This window comes from Maribacter sp. ACAM166, from assembly GCF_005771495.1.
GTDB lineage: Bacteria > Bacteroidota > Bacteroidia > Flavobacteriales > Flavobacteriaceae > Maribacter.
In genome coordinates this window covers 53,642-75,644 of sequence record NZ_VAUW01000017.1, presented here as the reverse complement: position 1 = coordinate 75,644, position 22,003 = coordinate 53,642, and the positions used below count along the sequence as shown (strand labels likewise).

Here is a 22,003-nt window from a genome sequence, read left to right as displayed (position 1 = left end):
GAATTTTATTTCAAAACGAATTTAGAAGTACCTAATAATTTTAATTGGTCATCATATACGTTTACCATATAGTTTCCATCCTCAAAATCACCTGAAGGCTTATTGATATAATCACATACGTCTAAAGATTTATTCTCAAAGTAAAAATTTGTCTGCTTGCTGTACGTTACAGATGCTCCGTTATCATTCGTCTTAGAATTACTTCCACCAAGAACATTTCCTTGAGGATCTAAAACTTCTAAATAAAACCCTCTATCACCAGCTTGTGCAATTACGTTGTCAGCAACAGTAAAACAGATTTTGAATTTATCAGTAGCTCTTGCACGTTGTGTAGAAACTAATTTACCACTGTTACGTTCTTTTACAGCATCAACGTTAAATTTAGATAAGTTCAAAGCAGAACCCTTTTCTACAACTTGCGCTAAATTTGTATTCTGCACAACTAATGAATCATTAAAAACAGTTTGTTTTTCCAATTCAACATATGTACTATCTCGTTGCATTGCTATCATTGAATTTGAACGAGTCAAAGAATCAACTTGTCTTAGCAATTGCTCTCTTTCTGCTTTAAGAACACCAACTTGTCTTCTAAATCTTGATAAAGAACCTATATCAGCTTTCATTGCTTTTACAGAATCGATATATTTTGCAATATTATCTCTAGCACTAACCAATTCTTCATTCGTGGCATTACTCTCCAAGATAGCTTTGTCATATTCTGATTTCAAGCTATTTAAATCCTCTACTACCAATTCCTTATCTTTAGTAAGCGCGGTTTCAGTCTTTTTCTTATCCTGATAAAGACTTACGGTGTAAATGATAGTACCTAAAAGCACAACCCCTAAAAGCGCGGTCAAAACCTTTAAACCATTGTTATTTTTTGTTTCAGTCATAATGTTAAATTTAATAAAGTGTCTGTTTGTTAATTCTATATACGAGCATAATCAATTTTTAGATTACTTAATGTTAAATAAAAATAAATCAACCTTAAAACTGGTTTCAGTTAATTAAATTTATCGTTTAATCCCTTAACTACCTAGTATGTTTTCCATTGTCCCTTATGAATCAAAACACGCTATTTGTTTTAAAGAGTTAAACCTTGCTTGGATTAAGGAACACTTTCAGGTAGAAGCAATGGATATTGAATTACTAGAGAATTGTGAGTCTTCAATTCTAAATAAGGGTGGTTTTATCTTTATAGGGTTATGGGATAATAAGCCTGTAGGATGCTTTTCCCTACAAAAACATGCTGAAGGTCATTTTGAATTAGGCAAAATGGCCGTGAATACATCGCACCAAGGACTTCACATTGGGCAGAAGATGCTGGCCTTTGCCATAGATTTTGGAAAAAATAAAAATTGGCGAAAAATTGATCTTTATTCGAGTACCAAATTAAATACTGCTCTGCATATATATGAAAAATTTGGATTTAAAAAGGTGCCATTGGAAGATACTATAACCTACCTTAGGTCTGATATTAAAATGGAATTGACACTTTAAAAATACTAGACTATGAAAAAGAAAAAATTGCTTGTATTTCTATTAACAGTTACACTTGCCGTTGCATGTAAAGAAAATAAAAAATCAGGAAATGAACTAGATTCAACACCACAATATGGTGAAAATATTCCTGATGCTCCAATAGCTATGGATATAAAGGAATTCAATATAAAAATCATTCCCATAGAACATGCAACAGCAATTGTGGAATGGGAAAATCTCACAATCTATATAGATCCTATCGGTGGAGCAGCTGCTTTTAAAGATCAGAGAAAACCTGATTTAATACTAATAACTGATATTCATGGCGACCATTTTAATATAGAAACATTAGAAGAATTGGACATTTCAAAAGCAAAATTCATCGTACCACAAGCAGTAGCTGATGAAATGCCTGAAAAGTTTAACAAGAAGATTGTAGTACTCGAAAATGGAGGCAGTAAAGAACTTAATGGAATTCTAATAGAAGCTATACCTATGTACAATCTTAGAAATGAAGCCAAAATGTTTCACGTAAAAGGACGTGGTAATGGGTACATTTTAAATATAGACGACCAACGTATTTATTTCTCAGGCGATACGGAAGACATACCAGAAATGCGTGCGTTAAAAAATATTGACAAAGCTTTTATTTGTATGAACCTGCCTTATACCATGACAGAAGAAAGCGCTGCTTCTGCAGTTTTAGATTTTAAACCTAAACAAGTGTACCCCTATCATTTTAGAGGTAAACTAGACGTAAGTGATGTTGATAAATTTAAAAATTTGGTCAATGCTGCGAATCAAGATATTGAAGTAGTTCAATTAGATTGGTATCCAAATGAAGATTATTAATAGCTATTAGCTCCAAATAAAAAAGCCCGCAATTGCGGGCTTTTTTATTATCTAATTAGTTTCTTATACTTTATTCGTTTTGGCATTAAATCACCGCCAAGTCGTTTCTTTTTATTTTCCTCATATTCTGAAAAGGAACCCTCAAAGAAATAAACTTCTGAATTACCTTCAAAAGCGAGTATGTGCGTACAAACACGATCTAAAAACCATCTATCGTGAGATATAACTACTGCACACCCTGCAAAGTTCTCCAAACCTTCTTCTAAAGCCCTCAACGTATTCACATCTAAATCGTTGGTAGGCTCATCTAATAAAAGTACGTTACCCTCTTCCTTTAAGGTCATGGCTAAATGCAAACGGTTACGCTCACCACCAGAAAGCATATTTACTTTTTTATTCTGCTCACTACCTGTAAAATTAAATCTACTTAAATAGGCTCGAGAATTAACTTGTCTACCACCCATCATAACGAGTTCTTGTTCATCACTAAAGTTTTGCCAAATGGTTTTCTCAGCATCAATGTTTGAATGACTTTGATCGACGTACGCTATTTTGGCGGATTCTCCTGTTTCAAATTCACCTTTATCAGGTTTTTCCTCTCCCATAATCATTTTGAAAATGGTAGTCTTACCCGCACCATTCGGACCAATAATCCCAACTATACCGGCCTGTGGTAATTTGAAATTTAAATTCTCATACAATAATTTATCATCAAACGCTTTACTAACACCTTTGGCCTCAATTACATTCGTACCTAAACGTGGTCCGTTTGGAATATATATTTCTAATTTTTCATCAAGTTGCTTTTGATCTTGACTCATCAACTTATCGTAATTCTTAAGTCTGGCCTTTTGTTTGGTCTGTCTACCTTTTGCTCCCTGTCGAACCCATTCCAACTCACGCTCTAACGTTTTTTGCCTTTTAGAGGCAGTCTTATTTTCTTGCGCAAGTCGTTTCGACTTTTGGTCTAACCAAGAAGAATAATTCCCCTTCCAAGGTATACCTTCTCCCCTATCTAGTTCTAAAATCCATCCCGCTACATTATCCAAGAAATATCTATCGTGAGTTACTGCAATTACGGTTCCCTTATATTGAGCTAAATGATGCTCTAACCAATGAACAGATTCTGCATCTAAGTGATTGGTAGGCTCATCTAATAAAAGAATTTCAGGTTCTTGCAATAACAATCTACACAATGCAACCCTTCTTCTTTCCCCACCAGATAATACGCCTATTTTCTTATCAGGTTCTGGCGTACGAAGAGCATCCATAGCAATCTCTAACTTGGTATCTAACTCCCAAGCATTGGCTGCGTCAATTTTATCTTGCAAAACAGCTTGCTGATCCATCAACTTCTGCATTTTATCAGCATCCTCATAAACTTCAGGAAGTCCGAACATATCATTTATCTTATTGTATTCATCTAGAATAGCAACAGTTTCAGCAACACCTTCTTTTACAATTTCAAGAACAGTTTTATTCTCATCCAATTCAGGTTCTTGCTCCAAGTAACCAACATTGTACCCCGGAGAAAAAACTACGTCGCCCTGAAAGTTTTTATCTACTCCGGCAATAATCTTTAACAAGGTAGATTTACCCGACCCGTTCAATCCTAAAATACCAATCTTGGCACCATAAAAGAAACTTAAGTAAATGTTCTTTAAAACTGGTGTATTGGCATTTTTATAGGTTTTCGTAACCCCTGACATGGAGAAGATTACCTTCTTATCATCTGACATAAAATATAGTATTAAGCGTGAAAATAGTAAAGCCTAGTTGTAGAACACATTTTAGGCATCTTGGATGTATTATTAAACCCTGCCTTTAAGTGCGTTGAAAACCCAAGCAATAGCAAAGAAACCTATACCCACTGAAGCGAAACCCCAGCCAGCAACATCATCATAACGGAAAGCTCCTAAGGCAATCAAAGCCAAGCCTACAAAAATCATAATAAAAGTAGCCCATGCGAGCACTGTGTTCTTGTTCATTTTCAAATCAATTAAAATTTAAGCGAACTTCAAATATCGGGAATTTAAAAACATCTGTCCAATTTTAACACCGCTATTATTCAAAGGGAAAAACAATTCCTGTCTTAGCACGCACAGTATCCATAATATAAATAAGATCAAGACTATTTTGATGGCTCCATAAATTACTTTCTTTTTTACCTGAATTTAAACATTCGTGAACCTCCTGTATTTCATGAGTGTACCCCTTACCAAGCTTCCCTACTTCATTGGCGACAGAATCTCCATCTTTTTCTAGCGTATAACCAGTAGCTTCATGCCATCTAGGATGAATAAAAATTGAACCGGTACTACCCGCTATTTGAGCTTTCATTTCTGAATTAGAATTTAGACCGCTATATAAGATGGATTGCGCATTATCGTAATCAAAAATCATACTCGTCTGAACCTCAACACCTGTTTTATAAAAATGTGACGATGCTTGAATATCCTTTGGCATACCTAATAATAAATAAGATAAGAATATAGGATAGATACCTATATCCAATAAAGACCCTCCTGCAAGTGCCGGATTCAAAATCCTGCCATTTTCATCACGATCTAAGGCATAAAACGCAAAGTCTGCATGAAGATATCCTATATCTCCAATAGTTCCATTATCCACCAATTCTTTTACCTTTTTTATGGTCGGGTTAAACCGGCTCCATAATGCCTCCATCAAGAATACATTGTTTTCTTTCGCAACCTGTATCATTTCTTGAACCTGGCCTTTATTTACACCCATTGGTTTTTCACAAAGCACATTAATCCCAGCTTTCATAGCTGCAATACTTAATTCTGCATGTGACGTATGCGGCGTGGCAATATAAATAATGTCAACAGTGTTACTTTGAAATAGAGCTTCATAACTTCCAAATGCATTTGGTGCACCATACGCTGCAGCAAATGACTTTGCCTTCTCGAAATCTCTAGAAGCCACAGCAGTTAACTCACCACCATTCACCAAGGCTAAATCTTTTGAAAAACTATGCGCAATATTACCTGCACCTACTATACCCCATTTTATCATACTTTTTGTTTTTGTTCCATTGACTATACCCAAATTTAACTCCTTATCTTTATACAAAGAAAAGAAAACACAAGGAATGGACATTAAATTCAATCAAAACGAAGATAAGAACAAGTTGTTATTATCAGATCTTAGGCGAAAACTAGCCGAGGTTCATTTGGGAGGTGGAAAAGCAAAAATTGCTAAACAACATGACCAAGGAAAAATGACTGCTCGTGAACGTATTGAATATGTATTAGATCCAAAATCTGAAAGAATAGAGATAGGCGCTTTTGTTGGTGAGGGTATGTATGAAGAGCATGGCGGCTGCCCATCTGGAGGTGTTGTTATAAAAATTGGTTACATAAAAGGCAAACAATGTATTGTTGTAGCAAATGACGCTACCGTTAAAGCTGGAGCTTGGTTCCCTATAACTGCAAAAAAGAACTTAAGAGCACAGGAAATAGCTATTGAAAACAGGTTGCCCATTATTTACTTAGTGGATAGTGCAGGTGTTTATTTACCGCTACAGGATGAAATTTTTCCGGATAAGGAGCATTTCGGTAGAATATTCAGAAATAATGCGATTATGAGTAGTATGGGAATTACCCAGATATCGGCAGTAATGGGAAGTTGTGTAGCAGGTGGTGCTTACTTACCTATAATGAGCGATGAAGCTTTAATTGTAGACAAAACCGGAAGTATATTTTTAGCAGGAAGCTATTTGGTAAAAGCTGCTATTGGCGAAAGTATTGATAATGAAACGCTAGGTGGCGCGACAACCCATTGTGAAATTAGTGGTGTTACTGATTATAAAGCAAAAGATGATGCCGCAGCATTAGACACCATTAAGAATATTATGGATAAAATTGGTGATTTTCCAAAGGCAGGATTTAATCGTAAGAAATCTATTAAACCAAAGGAGAATCCAGATGATCTTTACGGAATTCTACCTGGCTCTCGATCAGAGCAATATGATATGATGGAAATCATTAAACGATTGGTCGATGATTCTGAATTTGAAGAATACAAAGCTGGATACGGGAAAACCATTCTTACCGGATATGCTCGAATCGATGGTTGGGCAGTTGGTATTGTTGCTAATCAAAGAAAGGTTGTGAAAACCCAAAGTGGCGAAATGCAGTTTGGTGGTGTAATCTATTCTGATTCTGCAGATAAGGCAACGCGATTCATAGCGAATTGCAACCAAAAAAAGATTCCGTTAGTTTTTTTACAAGATGTTACCGGGTTTATGGTAGGTAGTAAAAGTGAACATGGTGGTATTATTAAAGATGGCGCCAAAATGGTAAATGCAGTTAGTAATTCTGTGGTCCCTAAATTCACTATTATAATCGGTAATAGCTATGGTGCAGGAAACTATGCGATGTGCGGTAAAGCGTACGACCCAAGGTTAATCGTTGCTTGGCCGAGTGCAGAGCTTGCCGTAATGAGTGGAAATTCTGCTGCAAAAGTCCTTTTGCAAATTGAAAAAGCCTCTTTAAAAAAGAAAGGGGAAACCATTACAGAGAAAAAAGAAAAAGAGCTGTTCGATAAAATTAAGCAGAAGTATGACCATCAAGTATCACCATTCTATGCCGCTTCTCGTTTGTGGACCGATGCAATCATTGACCCAAAAGATACGCGTAAATGGATTTCAATGGGCATTGAGGCTGCAAACCATGCACCGATTGAAAAGCCATTTAATATGGGCATCTTGCAGGTTTAAGATGGGTATTCTTAAGGAATTTGAATTAAATTTCTATTCACATTCCTTACATCCATTCTAAAGATTTTAATCAGGTCTTCTTTATTTTCAGCACCATAGTTTGTGCTAATCGTAATTTTTAAATACGTAGCCAGACCTGTTTTATTTCCTTTGTAATCTGCATTAATTCGCCAATTAGTCTGGTTTCCATAGATAAAAAAATCTTTGCTAGTGTAGCCTTTAGAAAGTAGGCTTTCACTTAATTCACCATCCATAGCATTCGACCAGTTGCTTACATTATTATCCGGTGAGATAAATTGAAAAATTAATTCAGCAGCATCATCATTCCATTCCAATAAAATTCTGGTTTTTACATTGTCTTGATTAATGAAATTTGATAGTGAGCTATCCAATTCATTCTCTGAAATATCGAGTAAGGCTTTTACTTCTGAGTTAATTACATTTTGAAGTGCTTCTGGTTGTTTTGAGAAAAAGCCTTCTTTGGTCAAATTAAAATATCTAGCATATAAATTTTCTCCTCTTCCTCCCTGGCCATTATTGATATATGCATTGGCCAAATCTCGATAAGATTCTACCAAATTTGATTTCAATAATAATATTTGTTTGTATAAATCTACAGATTTGTCATATTTTTCATTTTTATCCAATACAAAAGCTAGTGCCTTTAAATAATTAACATCGGTATTGAAACGATTGAGATTCGTAGAAACTAATTCTTCAGTAAAAGCTTCTTTGTCCCAAAATTCAAGAAAGTAATTAGTGGCGTCAATATTAAAATTGGGGTTTGTACCGTATTTAGTTTTATAAGAATTGTAAATCTCTTGAGCCTCCGTAAAGTTTTGGCTCACATAAAGCTCCTGTAAAAAATCTGGCCAATTACGACGAGCTTCCTCCTCGGTTATTACCTTCTCATTCATTTTATGGGTAAACGTTTTCACTTTAATAGTTGAACCAGAAGGCGGAGGTGAAAAATTAGCATTCTTTGTATTGATAATAATAACCCCTCCAGCACCAACAGTACCGTATTTTGCAACAGAGGCAAGTCCTGATAAAACAGCAATACGTTTAATTTGGGAAACGTCTAAAAAATCAGGGAAACCAGACACAATAAGTCCATCAACCTCATATGCTGCAGGAATAGAGCGAATAGTACCTCCTTGCCTCAAATAAATCTCTGTCGAACCATTCGTATTATCATTAGACCGCATAGTTAAACCAGGTATCTTACCCCGCAACAAATTCCCGATTGAGTTCACACCACCCGTAAAATCAGACTCATCAAGTATTTTTAAAGAAACAGCGGTTGTCTCCTTGTCATAAATACCAAAAGACGTTTTAATAATCCCCTTATCATCGTTATACTGCTCGTATAATTCTTTTTGTGTCCTTTTTTGTTTGACCATGCTGGTTACGGTAACCTCTTCTAATTCAACTACTTTTACTTCTAATGAAACGTTGATGCCAAACGTGGTTTCCAATACCTTTCTTACTTCTGCTTTTAAATTTGAATAGCTGAATTCCAATTCATCGTCCACTTTGACTTGCAAGCTATATCTACCACTCTCATCTGTTGCAGTGACTTTCCCTGTATTTAGATTTTGAATTTGAGCATTGATTAGAGGTTCACCTTCTTTGAATACAAAACCATTAACTACACCTTCATTTTCACCCAAGGTTTGTAGCAATTGTTCAGTAGAATAATCAGTAACCAAAGTTGCATTATTCAACTCATCATCTTCCTCTTCTTCCAATAACGTGGTACTCACGAAATAGGTTAATGCGTCTTTAGAGTATCTTTTCCATTCTCCTTGGCTCGTATATCTTCTGTAGGAAACCCCAGGAGTATCATCCCCTGCTAAGATGAGCCCTATTTGATTTCCATATACCTTCAGTAGTTCTATACCGATACTAAAATCATCTTGCACAGTAATATTATAGGGAGCAAGGTCAATACCTACTTTACCGACTTTAGTTTTTAAAGTATATATGATATTCTTATTGGTTATCTTTTTTTCAGGATTTTTGGTAGTACCATCATATACGTTAATCCGTATCAAAAGACTATCTGAGGTATTCTCTAGAACATAAAAGTAAAAAGCATTCAGTGCTCTCTTTTTCTTGTTAACATTAATCTTAGTTACTAATTCCCCGCCTAGGGCACCTTCCCCTTCCCAAGAACCATTTTTCAATTGCCCTACAAAGGCATAACCTACCATTTTTTCGTTCTTATTTCTTCTCTTTCTTCTAGTACTGGTTAAAACAACTTCATTGAGACTTACAATTTCTGGTTCCAACTTTATTTCAATTGATTTTAAGCCTTGTTCCACTACTTTCGAAAATGGCAGCTTAAATTCTTTATACGCTATCGAGGAAACTTTTAAGGTATCTAAAGAGGATAATTTTGATGCATCAAAAGAAAAATTAAAGGAACCGTTCTCATCCGAAACGGTTCCAAGCCCTTTATCAATGAAGCCAATATTCACATAGGGTAATGAAAAGCCTGTATCCGCATCTAAAACTATCCCTTTGAAATACGTTTGTGAAAGCAAGATTTTTGGTAAAAAAAATAAACAAAACCAAGCACCAACAAGCAGGATTCTTTTCAAAATAAAATTTAAACCCATTCCCATAAAGCTAGTTTTCAAAAAGTGATTGAGAACTATACTTCTAAAATAAAATAAGTCCTACAATTTATTATAAATCTAATTTCCTTGATGATTTTTAACCCTAGGGATTAATAATAATTCCGTTTGACGACCGTTCACATATCTAAAACCATTTTCTCCGTAGAAACCCGCTTCTTCTAGCATAATACGAATATCTCTATTCCATTCAGGAATGTTAATTGTAGTGTTCAATTCTATTGCATAAACCGTGTTTGGATTTAAAGGATAGTTTTCACCATCATCACGCATAACGCCACCTTGAGAATCCCACATACCAATAGTTGTACCTGCAGAATGACCATACATACCCAAAGGGTGTGTATAAATGGAAGGTTGTAGTCCGGCAGCTTTGGCCTCGCCTAATGACTTTGCCAAAATATCATTACCGCTCCTACCTTTTACCATATTGGTTGTGAGAAAATCTTGTACCCTATTACCATCTTTAAGTCCATTAACTAAAAAATCAGGAGCTGATTTTTCTTCCGGTTTAAGTACATAGGCTAACTCTTGACAATCTGTATTTAAGCGTAGATATGTAATACCAAAATCACAATGCACTAAATCACCTGGTAAGATTATCATGTCCTCTGGTTTATCTGCAAAAGAATAAAATTTGCTCGCATTATCTTTTTCACTTCGTTGAACATCAACTGTAGGGTGAAACCAAGTATCTAATCCTAAATCCGTCACTTTTTGGCGCATCCACCATACAACATCTGATGTTGTGGTGACTCCTGGAGTAATCACTTTTTCAGAAAAAGCTTCTGCAATAATGTCATGGGTAATATCTACCAATTGATTATAAATAATCATTTCACGTACTGATCTTGTCTCAATCCAACGAATCGCCAATTGCTCTGCCGATACAACTTTCGAAGTAAATTTATTTGGAAGATTCTCCATAAATTCATCATAATCGGTCTTAACTAAACCATCGGCGATATTATGGTCTTTAGACATATTAATTCCAATTTTCTGGGGGTTTCTTTCAGATATCAATTGCATTAAACGCTTCCATTGATTCGGTTCTTTCTCTTTATCCCAAGCAGAAACAATATTCTTTCCAACATTGTAACGAGCTATGGCTAGTTTTTCAATCGTATTTTTTGCTTTGTCACGGTAAAACAATAGTATCGTTCTCCTTCTTGCATTCAACCATGTGGCTGGTAGCATTGTACGAATTACAGGATCTTCATTATATTCCCTTGAAATTACCACCCACATATCTAAACCGGCCTCATCCATTAATTGAGGTAATAGATTATTAAAGCGGTCATCTAAGATTTCATCGATTACAATTGCACGTTCTTTTTCTGAAAGAATCTGTTGTGCATACATTTTACCGATAAACAATAGGCAAATTAAAAGTAATAGTTTTCTCATGAGTATTATTTTATATAAAGTATGAAAATACAAAATAACCAACATTTGAAATAACCTATTCCTTTAAAAAAATAGAATTTTATGGCTTAAATAAGTTTAATATCTATCTGTTACTAAATTCTCATTTACACTTTTAACCAATCGTATAAATTCTGCCCTAAATCCGTTCTCATCATCACCTCTACCTTTCTCTGCCAGTACAATGACATCGTGAAGGGTTGTATTATTATTGAAAACTGATTTTCTTAATTGCTGACCAAATAGGGCAACTGCAGAAGCAAATTAAAAATCTGATGACATTTCTTCAATAATATTTTTTTGAACATGGACCAATTCTATACTTTTGTTTCCATATGGCTTTTTATATCGAAACTTTACCGTAAATAATTCATTTGAAAATTTATTCTTGCTATCGCTACTAATATATTTTAAATCTGACACTTCTTTGACGTACTCTGAATCTATACCAACTTCAACAATCTCATAGATAGCGGTAACCCTATGTCCGCTCCCTAACTCATCTGCATCTTTAGTATCATCTATAAAATCCTCATCTGCCAATATTCTATTTTCATACCCAATTAATCTGTAAGACCTTACTTTATTCGGATTAAATTCAATTTGAAGTTTCACCTCTTTTGCTATAGTAAATAGAGTACCACCAAACTCCTTACCAAATAATTTTTGAGCTTCTTGCATCGTGTCTATATAGCCGTGGTTACCATTCCCTTTATTCGCCAAAATTTCTAATTTCGAATCTTTATAATTACCCATACCAAAACCTAATACAGAAAGAAAAATACTAGATTTCCTTTTTTCAGTTATAAGATTTTCCATATCCTTATCGCTGGATAGATCCACATTAAAATCACCATCTGGGGCAAGAATCACTCGATTATTTCCGTTCTTTTTAAAATATTTTTTCGCCAACGTATAGGCCAATTCAATACCTTGGCCACCCGCAGTCGAATCACCCGCCTCTAGCTTGTTGAGCGCATTCATTATTTTTATTTTGCCTTTACCTGAGGTTGGCTCCAACACGACACCCGCAGCACCAGCATAAACGACTATTGCTACATTGTCCTTATCCCTTAATTGATTTACCAATAATTTGAAATCAGATTTTAATAAGGGTAATTTATTGCTGTCAGACATTGATCCGGAAACATCAATTAAAAAGGTAAGGTTAGATGCCGGCAATTCTTCATTTAAATATTCCTTGCCCTGTAGACCTATACGTACCAATTTAGTATCTAAATTCCATGGAGTATTGGCAACTTCCGTATGTACAGAAAAAGGATAATCATCTTTTGGTTGCGGATAGTCATAATCAAAGTAGTTTATCATTTCCTCAATTTTAACTGCGTCTGCAGGAATCTCTTTCCCATTATTTATAAATCTTCTAATGTTGCTATAAGCGGCGTTATCCACATCAATGGAAAAAGTAGATAATGGATTAATTTCAACTTTTTGAAATTGATTTTCGGTAATTCGAGCGTAACTTTCTTCTTCTTCAAGTATATAATTACCATTTACGGTATTGATGATAATACAACCATGTTGTGCTTCGGTTCCATATAATTTTTCAGCACTAAAAGCCTTCAAGATTTTTTTATCGGCAATAGCATTATATTCCTTTTGTATAGGAACTCCATCAATGATATAAAGAGGGCTTTTAATTTTAGCAGGTACATTTTTTCTATCGTCGGCACCAATAGCGACGCCGCTCACTTTACCCTGTAACTGTTGGCTAATACTGTATTGAAAATCTTCTTTTTGAACCTATCTTATATATGGTTTGGAAATCACACCTACCGCTTGACTACGATTTAAACTACCACCATAACCTATGGTTACAACCTCTTCTAATGCTTGATAGTCTTCTTCTAATGAAACATGGATAATGGATAGGTCTTGAACTTCAATTACCCTGGCCTTGAAACCAATGTATGTAAACACTAATTCGGCCCCTTTATAGGTGTTTATAGAATAGTTTCCATCAAAATCAGTTTGTGTACCATTGGAAGTACCTTTCACGAAGATATTTGCGCCTGAGAATGACTGACCATAGGTATCACTTACAGAACCAATTATCTCCATTTATTGAGCAGATACTAAGAAACTACCAAAAAGAAAGAATAGAAATGCTACATTTTTCATAATTACTGGTTTAAAGATTGAGTTATAAACCTATAGAAGAAGTAACATTAAAAAAATAATGAATGAGGGAAGCTTGCTTTATGGTTAGGGAAGTGACGAGTTCAATAAGGACATGGTTTCTTTTCTTTTTATTTTACCACTATCTGTTCGTATAAATTCTGGAATTGTTTTAATCAATCGTGGTATCTCGTATTTCGTCAAAATATCACTTGAGGTGATTCTATGTGATAAATCTTCCTCTTCAACAGCTCCCTCCAAGACCAATACCAAACGCTCCCCGAGTTTTGGGTCTGGTACGGAACTTATAAAAAAACTTTGGTCTACTATGCTTGATAGTTTAGATTCTATTTGTTCAGGGTTTAATTTGATGCCACCAGAGTTAATCACATTATCCAATCGTCCCAACCATTTGAATTCTGACGATGATAGTAACTCAACGACATCATTCGTAACCACCTTTTCATTAGAAACTTTTGGAGCCTGAATAACTAAACAATCTCGTTCATCTTTTGAAACATAAACTGCTGGTAGCGTTTTAAAAGATAGTTCTTTATCTAAACCGTTGATATGATTTAATGGTCTAACCGCAATATGTGTAATCGTTTCGGTCATACCATAGGTCTCATAACACTTATTATCCAGCATTTTAATTTTAACCCTTAAATCTGTTGAAATAGGAGCTCCACCAACGAGTAAAGTTCTTATTTGAGTTAAATACGGTATTGAGTTTAATACCTGCAAAGGAACCATTGCTCCAAAATCAAATGATTTAGTAATCGTTTTTAAAGGATTTGAGGTTGGCGGACCTATATGAAGGTCTAATCCTAAGACCATGGCTCTTACCAGCATCATTTTACCTGCAATGTAGGTTGCTGGCAAACACAGAAGGGCTGAGTCTCTTGGTGAGAGTGCAAAATAACTACCTGTAGCTAGGGCACTGTTGACCATGTACTCTTTTTTTAATACGATGGATTTAGGAACACCAGTCGATCCCGAAGTCCGTACATTAAGTGTTGGGCAACTATCTATCCAATCTAAAACAAACTGACCGATATCTTTTTCAAATTCAGCTCCTTCTTTAATATAGCTGTATCCCAATTCTATGAGATCAATTACTGAAAATCCTTTCCCATCGATACAAAAGCTTGGATGTATGTTAACTTTATACAACTTCTTCTTTGTATTGTTCCATAAATTCTTCTTCTGTCAAAACTTTACCGGTTAGCTTCTCCTTCCAATTTGTCCACCCATATTTTTTTGAAAATAAATATAAGAGAATAGGAAAAACTATAAAAACGGGAACTAAGACATCCCAACCCAAAACAGGGTCTGAGATGTCCCTATATAATGAGTTTGTTTGAAAAGCTGTCCAATCTGCAGTAACCAATAGAGCAGCCGTTAGATTGTTAGCTGCGTGAAAGCCTAAGGCCAATTCTAAACCATCATCCATTAACGTTATGATACCTAAAAAGAATCCTGTTCCTATGTAAAATATTAATATACCATAGCCTAATTTTTCTACTTCAGGATTAAGTATATGCAATAGTCCAAACAACAATGATGTAAAGATTAATGGAAACCACCTATTCTTAGCGATGATCCCTAAGCCTTGCATCATATAACCTCTCATAAAATATTCTTCCATACTGGTCTGTAAAGGAATCATTAAAATAGCTACAACTGCAAGCGTTAAAAATGGCACTAGGTTAAAATTAAACTCATAACCTTCTGGAGATAAATAAATATCCAGAAAAATAAAAATTACAGAAATCAACGCCCAAAGCAAGAATGAAAAAATTATACGTTTCCAGTCTATTTTCTTTCTTGAAGTCGTTAGGGACGTTATCGATTGCTTGTGAAGAAATTTAGCAAATACAAATATAGAGAGTAAGGCAATTGCAAACGTAAGAAGCATATAAAACAAAAAAGTATTAGAGCCCAAAACTGTTGACATCGCCCCAATATCGCCACTCATCATAGCAGATATACCTCCATCCTTTAAAGCTAATGCAGCTAGTAAGGGTATGGCAGCTAATACTTGCCAAACAACCAAAATACCAAATATCCCTATACTGTAGCGCCAACTATCACTAAGCCCTTTGTACGCTTGTTCTATATACATAAATCATTTATTAAATTATTTTTCCATTTTTTAGAATTATTATAAAACAACCCTCCTTGAACCACCTCTAAGGGACTTTCAAAATTATTAGAAAATAAAGAACCTGTTCCAAGACCTTGGGGCATTTTATTATCTAATGTTGCCGTCCATTGCGCAATGGCATTCAACCCTACATTACTTTCTAATGCGCTGGTAATCCACCAACCAATACCTTTCGTTTCGGCTAAATCTATCCACTCCTTACATCCTACAAAACCGCCAACCAAACTTGGCTTTAAAATAATGTATTGAGGTTGTATAGTTTGTAGGAGTTCCTCTTTATTTGTTACATCGAATATGCCAATTAACTCTTCATCTAATGCTATTGATAGAGGCGTATTTTTGCAGAGATGACTCATAGATTCCCATTGACCTGGCTTTATGGGTTGTTCTATGGAATGTAGATCTAACTTTGAAAGTAATTCTAACTTATTTAGGGCTTCATCAGGTGAGAAAGCTCCATTAGCATCTACCCGCAACTCCACCTCTTCTTTAGAATAACATTTCCGAATAGATTTCAAAAGTTCGATTTCTGCATTAAAATCGATAGCTCCAATTTTCATTTTAATACATGTAAAACCATTTTTGAGTTTCTCTTCAATTTGACTAAGCATAAACTTCGTATCTCCCATCCAAACAAGTCCATTGATAGAAATAGGTTGCTGCTTTTTTAAAAACGAAGATTCAAAAAGCTCAAATGGATATTGAGAGCGAAGCGATAAAAATGCTTGCTCCACACCAAAATGTATACTTGGAAAATTAGTTAACTCCTTCAATACTGCAGATTCCCCTAATGTAATATGCGCTGAAACCCATGAACATTTATCCTCATATTCAGGAACATCATCAAAACTTAAACCTCTAAAGAGTCCGCATTCACCAATTCCAAACTCACCATTATGTTCCAAGATAATAAACCAAGTTTCCTTCGTTCGTAAAATACCTCTAGAGGTACCACTAGGGTTTTTAAATTGAAGCTGATATTTTTTAAATGTTGCCCTCATATAATCCTTCAAATTTAGCTATATTTTCACTTTAATAGGGTTGAAATGGAAAGTATAGATGATAGAGTGATATGGATAACAGGAGGGTCTTCAGGAATTGGAGAAGCATTAGTTTACCAATTAAATAGCCTTGGTTGTAGAATAATACTTTCGGCAAGACGAGAAAATACCTTGACCGACGTTAAATACAATTGCAAATTTCCTGACAAGGCAATTATTTTACCGTTAGACTTAACTGATTTTAAATCGTTAAACGCTATCACAAAAAAAGCAATTAAAATATACGGCAAGATTGACATTTTAATTAATAACGGAGGACTTAGCCAACGCTCATTGATTTCTGAAACTAAGTTTGAAGTATACCAACAAATGATTGACGTTAATTACCTAGGTACTATAAATATAACAAAACAATTACTTCCCTATTTTATAGCTAAAAAAAGCGGTCATTTTGTCACTATTACCAGTTTGATGGGGAAATTTTCATCCCCATATCGCTCTGGTTATTGTGGTGCCAAACACGCACTTCACGGTTTTTTTGACGCATTACGAATGGAACATGAAAAGGATAATATTGATGTAACATTAATTTGCCCTGGATTTATTCAAACCAATGTGGCTAAAAATGCGTTAACAGGAGATGGTAGTGCTTTACAAAAAGAAGATAATGCCACAGTGAATGGTATGCCCGTAAAAATCTGCGCACAAAAAATTATTGCAGCTATTAAAAAGAAAAAGTTCGAGACCTATATTGGAGGAAAAGAAAAATATGCTATTTATCTTAAAAGGTTCTTTCCAAAATTACTACACAAAATAGTATTGAAAAGTAACGTTCGATAACCTATAATTAGGTTATTTAAAATTAAACCAAAAACGAACCCCTTCGGTAGTTTTATCTGTATTTAGCGAAGTCTGTAGTTGATTAGCTAATCTATTCATAAGACGCATTCCCATAGAAGAATTAGCGCGTTCATCAGAATCCTCAGGTAACCCAATACCATTATCTGTATATTCGAAAAATCCTTCTTGACCAACTATTTTACGTAAATGAATATAAATTTTGCCATTACTATCATCTTGTGGAAATGCATATTTAAAGGAGTTTGAAACTAATTCATTTAAGATGAGTCCAAATGGTATGGCTCTGTCTATATCTAATTCCACACCCTCAGCATCAATAGTAATATTAATATTGTGTCCGCCCTTCTTATAAACAGATTGTATGCTGTTAATTAAACTTTCGATATACCCTTGCATCTCAATTACAGACAAGTCATCGTTTTGATATAATTTTTGATGGATTAAAGCCATTGCTTTCACCCTACTCTTACCCTCTTCTAATGCTTCAATAGCTGCTTTGCTTTTTGTGTTTTTCGTCTGAAGGCTTAACAGACTGGAAACCATCTGCAAGTTATTCTTTACCCTATGGTGTATCTCTTTTAGCAATGAATCCTTTTCAACCAGTGCATTTTCGATGATAAATTTCTGTTCTGCAATTAGGCGCTGATTTTTGATACTTTTCAAATATGCATAAACCAGACCTGCAAAACCTATAAGTGTAAATATCAAGGATACAAATACTAAACTAATTTTATCATCTCTAGCCTTTATATCTTTTCTAGATTCTTCTAATTGAGCTTTTTGTTGCTCCATCATTTTACGAGAATTCTCGAGGTCTTGGGTAACTACAGAAGTCAATTGTTGATTTTTTATATTAGATGCCTGCGCATCTATCGAATCTCTAATTTTAATATTTCGTTTTAAATAAACAGTAGCGTTTTTAAAATCACCTGTCTTATAATAGTAATCTGCATAAATTCTATTTCGCTTAAGAATATTGTCGGGCTTAATAGGATTTATATTATCACTTAAATAATCAGTTGCTTTAGCATAATTATCCAATTTCAGATAACAATCTGCTAACGCCAAGGTGTTCTCTATCAAATCAGGAGAAAACTTACCTTTACTATATTTCTTAATAATCTCCCTACTCTCCTCTAAAAATGGAATAGCTTTTTCATATTCTTTTAATTGAACATGACATTTACCTATATTACCTATTATTAATCCACTTAAAAATTTTCCATCAGTAATTTCCTTATCAGTCCTTTGATTGGTAACATCGCTTAAAAAAACCTGAACTAAGCCTTCTGCCTTTTTAAAATAACTAAGTGCCGTAGGGGTAGATTTGTCCAATCTAAGATAATTGCCAATAGTGTTGTCATAAACAGCTTGGCCATAGTAATCATCATCTTTCAATTCCTTTTTTTCCTCCGTCATATAATCACGCATCGCCTTTCTATATTGACCAAGGCTTGCATAAATATCATAGAAGGCAACGTTTTCTATTAAGCCTAATTCGCGTTTAACTCTCCTTATTTCAATCTGCTTATCATACAATTGTAACATTGCATAATTATCATCCATCAATTCTAAAATAGAACTCTTTACATCCTTATCCAACGTATCCAAATAAACATACAAAGATCTTGAAATCGCTAAACTCTTCTCATAATTACCTAAATCATAGTAAATCTTAGCTTGTATGAGTTGATAGTATCTAATAGAGGTAGTATCCTTAGTTTTTTCTGAACTATTTAAATACACATTAACCGTATCTAACCAATCGTATGGAGAATTTTGATTATAACGGTTGGAAGTATTGAAAAAGAAAAAAGAACGAAGCTCGCCGTTCTCTAAATCCTGAAATTGCTTAAAATAATCATCATTCTGAGTAGAAAGTTCATCTTGTGCAAAGACCATGCACGAAAGTGCACCTAAGAACAATGAGCATATCAATTTAGAAATAAGATTCTTTTTCATATTACCTTAAAAGAAAAAGTAAAATCAAACTTATAACTAATACTTGATTCTACTAAATTTTTGTTGTGAGCTTAAGTTGTGTTAAGTGCAAAAAGCGGGTTCTACGTACATTTAAATAAACTTGTAGCATTCATTCAAAACAATTGAAAAAATTTAATTGAGACTGCCATTTTGTACCGAATCTCTACTAGTCTCAAAGAGTACAAAATTATAGCTTAGCTGAGCTATTCATCTTTATTTGTTGTGAAACCCCTAATATTTGTTGTGAAACTACCTTTACCGATTTAAGCGCGTAATTCACCGATAATAACCAACACTTAAGCGGAAAATGCGAACAGCTCATCTGATTAAAAACAAAAAAAACACCTCGAAAAGGTGCTTTTATGGGTTAAATAAACAGTTTGTTTTATGAATTCATTGCCGATATTATAAATTCTTTGAAATCTTTTGAGATTGGTATTAACGTATTGTTAATCATAATATCCTTAGAATTGATAGCATCGATATGATCCACATTAACGATGTAAGACTTATGAGCTCTATAAAATTTGTTCTGTGGTAACTTCTCTAAATAGTCCTTTAAAGGAGAACGAACCAAAAACTTTTTATCAACCGTATTTACTTCTAAATACACATTGTCAGCCTTTATAAACTGAATATCTCCAAATTGTATTCTATAATATAAATGTTGTTTCTTGACAAATATTGAATCCTTTAAAACAGAATTGGACATAGGAACATCTTTCTCGACAACTTCACTAGAAAGTCCCTTTGCTACATTCTGTTTGCCATAAATAAAATTGGAAAGAGCAATTTCAATAGAGGTGTAGAGGTCTTGTTGCTCAAATGGTTTTACCAAATATCCATTTGGCTTAACTGTCTTTGCGTTCTCCACAGTTGCTCTGTCAGAGTTTGACGTTACAAAAATGAATGGAATATCATAATTTTCTCGAATATGCTTTCCTAAATCTATACCGGTTTTATCGGAAGCTAAAATTATATCGATAAGAACTAAATCTACTTGCTGTGTTTTTAATACTTCAACTGCCTGTTCATATACAATTACGTTGTCTACAATTTCATATCCTATCTCCTCTAACATGGACTGCATGTCATCTGCGATAATCACGTTGTCCTCAACAATTAGAATTTTAATGGGTTGTTCCAAGGTCAAAAATGGTTTAGAAAGTTACACTCAAAATTACAAAAAATAAAAATAACTAATAAAAAACAGCAGAGCAATGAAAAAGGTACTTAAGGCCAATTTTTTAAGTTCTGGATCTAAATCTGCCTGATTACTCGTTAACGATACTTTAATCATGTGAATAAACACAGGTACAAATCCGATAAGACATACATAACGCAAGAGTGTGCCGTTTGTTGTTAATAAAAAATAAAACAAAGATAAAAATGAGATGCTCAACAACGCATAATGGTATGTCTTTGCTTTTTCTAAACCCAACTTAACAACCAAGGTGTTTTTCCCTACAGCCTTGTCAGATTTAAAATCTCTCATATTATTTAGATTAAGAACACCTACACTCAAAAGACCAATAGAAATTGCAGGTAAAAATGCTATCAGGGAAATTGATTTGAGGTTCAAAAACATAGACCCCAAAACACTTACCAAGCCAAAGAAAATAAAAACGAATATATCTCCAAGGCCATTGTAACCATAAGCTGATTCACCAACTGTATATTTTATAGCGGCCCAAATTGCAAAAGCTCCTAATATCAAAAACAAAGCGGGATATAACACTTGGCTTAACCCAAAAGATGTTAGCACCAATAAAACAACTAGTATACTATTTATAAAAATGCTAATATAGATACCTTTCTTAAGTTGTTTTGCTGTTAAAAGTCCGCTTTGCAAAGCCCTTTTAGGACCTACCCTTTCTTCATTATCGGTTCCTTTAACCCCATCACCATAATCATTGGCAAAATTAGAGGTTATTTGAAGTCCTATAGTCGTACATAGCGCTAAAACAAAAATTACCACATTTGTTGATCCTTGAGACGCTGCAATAGCAGTACCTACAAGTATACCTGAAATAGATAAAGGAAGGGTTCTAAGTCTTGCCGCATTGAGCCAAGCATTAACTTTAGTCACTAAAAAGGATCTTCTATCTGTATTCGTTTACCATCTTGATATGAAGCTACAAAGGCATCACCGAAGCCTATATCAACCAACTGTTTTCTAAAAGACTGAGCCTCTTGTAAGGTTTCAAAATTTCCTAAAGAATAAGAGTAAAATGGGTTTGTTTTAACGAAAAGCGTATTTGTAAGTGCCTCGGAGGCTAGGGTAACGTTATTATCAACGAATGATTTTACTTGAACTGAATATATCTTTTCTTTTTGCAAGAACTCTTTGGCCAAATAAAATTCCTTTACTAAGCTAAGTTCTTCATTCTGCTCTTTTAAGCTTTCTAATCGCGTTCTTATAGCATCTACGCTATCAATAGAAGTAAGAACTAAATCATTTGAGGTATTTCTATTAAAACCACCCGAACTAGACAAACCTGCGGTGAAAGAGGTAAATGCTAAACCACCAATAAAAAAAAGAGTTGTAATCCCAGCAAAAATATTACGCTGGATTTTACTATTTTTTAATTCCCTATTCTTATATTTTATTTGGTCTAGAAGACGTTCATTGATAATTTGGGCTTTATCCACATCTTTATGTAATTCTAATAAATCACTCTCTTCTATAAAAGGCATATAACAACTGTAA

At 34.4% G+C, this 22,003-nt stretch carries 18 protein-coding genes and 1 pseudogene; 4 read left to right on the top strand and 15 right to left on the bottom strand.

From position 1 onward, the window contains the following. Positions 1-5: 5 nt before the first annotated feature. Positions 6-893: a hypothetical protein gene (locus tag ES765_RS12645; RefSeq protein ID WP_138114689.1), complete on the bottom strand. Its 888-nt coding sequence runs from the start codon at positions 891-893 to the stop codon at positions 6-8. Between the two features lie 148 nt (positions 894-1,041). Here ES765_RS12645 and ES765_RS12640 point away from each other — a divergent pair, with 148 nt between their 5' ends. Both ES765_RS12640 and ES765_RS12635 read left to right on the top strand, forming a co-directional pair. Further along, positions 1,042-1,500, top strand: coding sequence for a GNAT family N-acetyltransferase (locus ES765_RS12640; protein WP_138114688.1), 459 nt, complete (start codon positions 1,042-1,044; stop codon positions 1,498-1,500). Positions 1,501-1,512: 12 nt separating this feature from the next. Then, positions 1,513-2,334, top strand: a complete 822-nt coding sequence (locus tag ES765_RS12635) for an MBL fold metallo-hydrolase (protein ID WP_138114687.1) — start codon at positions 1,513-1,515, stop codon at positions 2,332-2,334. Positions 2,335-2,381: 47 nt separating this feature from the next. Here ES765_RS12635 and ettA read toward each other — a convergent pair whose 3' ends face one another. The 3 genes from ettA to ES765_RS12625 all read right to left on the bottom strand — a co-directional run bounded on the left by ettA (position 2,382) and on the right by ES765_RS12625 (position 5,370). Further along, a complete protein-coding gene (gene ettA, locus ES765_RS12630) occupies positions 2,382-4,073 on the bottom strand; it encodes an energy-dependent translational throttle protein EttA (RefSeq protein WP_138114686.1) in 1,692 nt (563 codons plus the stop codon). Between the two features lie 72 nt (positions 4,074-4,145). Then, entirely contained in the window at positions 4,146-4,322 is a 177-nt protein-coding gene (locus tag ES765_RS21760; protein ID WP_089261541.1) for a CAL67264 family membrane protein, read from the bottom strand. Between the two features lie 76 nt (positions 4,323-4,398). Then, complete coding sequence (locus ES765_RS12625; RefSeq protein WP_138114685.1) at positions 4,399-5,370, bottom strand: Gfo/Idh/MocA family protein; 972 nt, start codon at positions 5,368-5,370, stop codon at positions 4,399-4,401. Positions 5,371-5,446: 76 nt separating this feature from the next. Between ES765_RS12625 and ES765_RS12620 the strand changes: the two genes are divergently transcribed. Beyond that, on the top strand, positions 5,447-7,075 hold the full coding sequence (locus ES765_RS12620) for an acyl-CoA carboxylase subunit beta (RefSeq protein ID WP_138114684.1): 1,629 nt from the start codon (positions 5,447-5,449) through the stop codon (positions 7,073-7,075). An 11-nt stretch (positions 7,076-7,086) separates the two neighbouring features. Here the strand turns inward: ES765_RS12620 and ES765_RS12615 are convergent, their stop codons facing one another. The 7 genes and pseudogenes from ES765_RS12615 to ES765_RS12585 all read right to left on the bottom strand — a co-directional run bounded on the left by ES765_RS12615 (position 7,087) and on the right by ES765_RS12585 (position 16,449). Further along, positions 7,087-9,681, bottom strand: a complete 2,595-nt coding sequence (locus ES765_RS12615) for a carboxypeptidase-like regulatory domain-containing protein (protein WP_171017296.1) — start codon at positions 9,679-9,681, stop codon at positions 7,087-7,089. Positions 9,682-9,777: 96 nt separating this feature from the next. Beyond that, positions 9,778-11,124, bottom strand: a complete 1,347-nt coding sequence (locus ES765_RS12610) for a M24 family metallopeptidase (RefSeq protein WP_138114682.1) — start codon at positions 11,122-11,124, stop codon at positions 9,778-9,780. Positions 11,125-11,220: 96 nt separating this feature from the next. Further along, positions 11,221-12,855 (bottom strand): annotated as a pseudogene (locus tag ES765_RS12605) (YfbK domain-containing protein). 51 nt (positions 12,856-12,906) lie between these two features. Beyond that, positions 12,907-13,224: a carboxypeptidase-like regulatory domain-containing protein gene (locus ES765_RS22725; protein ID WP_138114681.1), complete on the bottom strand. Its 318-nt coding sequence runs from the start codon at positions 13,222-13,224 to the stop codon at positions 12,907-12,909. A 144-nt stretch (positions 13,225-13,368) separates the two neighbouring features. After that, complete coding sequence (locus tag ES765_RS12595; RefSeq protein ID WP_138114680.1) at positions 13,369-14,454, bottom strand: AMP-binding protein; 1,086 nt, start codon at positions 14,452-14,454, stop codon at positions 13,369-13,371. After that, a complete protein-coding gene (locus ES765_RS12590) occupies positions 14,447-15,406 on the bottom strand; it encodes a CPBP family intramembrane glutamic endopeptidase (protein ID WP_138114679.1) in 960 nt (319 codons plus the stop codon). Before ES765_RS12590 ends, ES765_RS12595 begins: the two co-directional genes overlap by 8 nt. Continuing rightward, on the bottom strand, positions 15,397-16,449 hold the full coding sequence (locus ES765_RS12585; RefSeq protein WP_138114678.1) for an o-succinylbenzoate synthase: 1,053 nt from the start codon (positions 16,447-16,449) through the stop codon (positions 15,397-15,399). The genes ES765_RS12590 and ES765_RS12585 overlap by 10 nt, the downstream gene beginning before the upstream one ends. A 45-nt stretch (positions 16,450-16,494) precedes the next feature. Between ES765_RS12585 and ES765_RS12580 the strand changes: the two genes are divergently transcribed. Beyond that, entirely contained in the window at positions 16,495-17,289 is a 795-nt protein-coding gene (locus tag ES765_RS12580; RefSeq protein ID WP_138114677.1) for an SDR family oxidoreductase, read from the top strand. 12 nt (positions 17,290-17,301) lie between these two features. Here ES765_RS12580 and ES765_RS12575 read toward each other — a convergent pair whose 3' ends face one another. The 4 genes from ES765_RS12575 to ES765_RS12560 form a co-directional block, all read right to left on the bottom strand. Further along, the gene (locus tag ES765_RS12575; RefSeq protein WP_138114676.1) at positions 17,302-19,272 is read right to left on the bottom strand and encodes a histidine kinase dimerization/phosphoacceptor domain -containing protein; all 1,971 of its coding nucleotides are present in this window, start codon (positions 19,270-19,272) and stop codon (positions 17,302-17,304) included. Between the two features lie 406 nt (positions 19,273-19,678). Continuing rightward, complete coding sequence (locus ES765_RS12570) at positions 19,679-20,440, bottom strand: LytR/AlgR family response regulator transcription factor (RefSeq protein ID WP_138114675.1); 762 nt, start codon at positions 20,438-20,440, stop codon at positions 19,679-19,681. A 33-nt stretch (positions 20,441-20,473) separates the two neighbouring features. After that, entirely contained in the window at positions 20,474-21,382 is a 909-nt protein-coding gene (menA, locus tag ES765_RS12565; RefSeq protein ID WP_138114674.1) for a 1,4-dihydroxy-2-naphthoate octaprenyltransferase, read from the bottom strand. Next, positions 21,382-21,990 (bottom strand): SPOR domain-containing protein, encoded by a 609-nt coding sequence (locus ES765_RS12560; protein WP_138114673.1) that lies wholly within the window; start codon positions 21,988-21,990, stop codon positions 21,382-21,384. The genes menA and ES765_RS12560 overlap by 1 nt, the downstream gene beginning before the upstream one ends. Positions 21,991-22,003 lie beyond the last annotated feature (13 nt).

Bases quoted from the DNA above. Each gene is read 5' to 3' on its own strand.
- ES765_RS12645 (WP_138114689.1), bottom strand. From the start codon at position 893: ATGACTGAAACAAAAAATAACAATGGTTTAAAGGTTTTGACCGCGCTT.
- ES765_RS12640 (WP_138114688.1), top strand. From the start codon at position 1,042: ATGTTTTCCATTGTCCCTTATGAATCAAAACACGCTATTTGTTTTAAA.
- ES765_RS12635 (WP_138114687.1), top strand. From the start codon at position 1,513: ATGAAAAAGAAAAAATTGCTTGTATTTCTATTAACAGTTACACTTGCC.
- ettA (WP_138114686.1), bottom strand. From the start codon at position 4,073: ATGTCAGATGATAAGAAGGTAATCTTCTCCATGTCAGGGGTTACGAAA.
- ES765_RS21760 (WP_089261541.1), bottom strand. From the start codon at position 4,322: ATGAACAAGAACACAGTGCTCGCATGGGCTACTTTTATTATGATTTTT.
- ES765_RS12625 (WP_138114685.1), bottom strand. From the start codon at position 5,370: ATGATAAAATGGGGTATAGTAGGTGCAGGTAATATTGCGCATAGTTTT.
- ES765_RS12620 (WP_138114684.1), top strand. From the start codon at position 5,447: ATGGACATTAAATTCAATCAAAACGAAGATAAGAACAAGTTGTTATTA.
- ES765_RS12610 (WP_138114682.1), bottom strand. From the start codon at position 11,124: ATGAGAAAACTATTACTTTTAATTTGCCTATTGTTTATCGGTAAAATG.
- ES765_RS22725 (WP_138114681.1), bottom strand. From the start codon at position 13,224: ATGGAGATAATTGGTTCTGTAAGTGATACCTATGGTCAGTCATTCTCA.
- ES765_RS12590 (WP_138114679.1), bottom strand. From the start codon at position 15,406: ATGTATATAGAACAAGCGTACAAAGGGCTTAGTGATAGTTGGCGCTAC.
- ES765_RS12585 (WP_138114678.1), bottom strand. From the start codon at position 16,449: ATGAGGGCAACATTTAAAAAATATCAGCTTCAATTTAAAAACCCTAGT.
- ES765_RS12580 (WP_138114677.1), top strand. From the start codon at position 16,495: ATGGAAAGTATAGATGATAGAGTGATATGGATAACAGGAGGGTCTTCA.
- ES765_RS12575 (WP_138114676.1), bottom strand. From the start codon at position 19,272: ATGAAAAAGAATCTTATTTCTAAATTGATATGCTCATTGTTCTTAGGT.
- ES765_RS12560 (WP_138114673.1), bottom strand. From the start codon at position 21,990: ATGCCTTTTATAGAAGAGAGTGATTTATTAGAATTACATAAAGATGTG.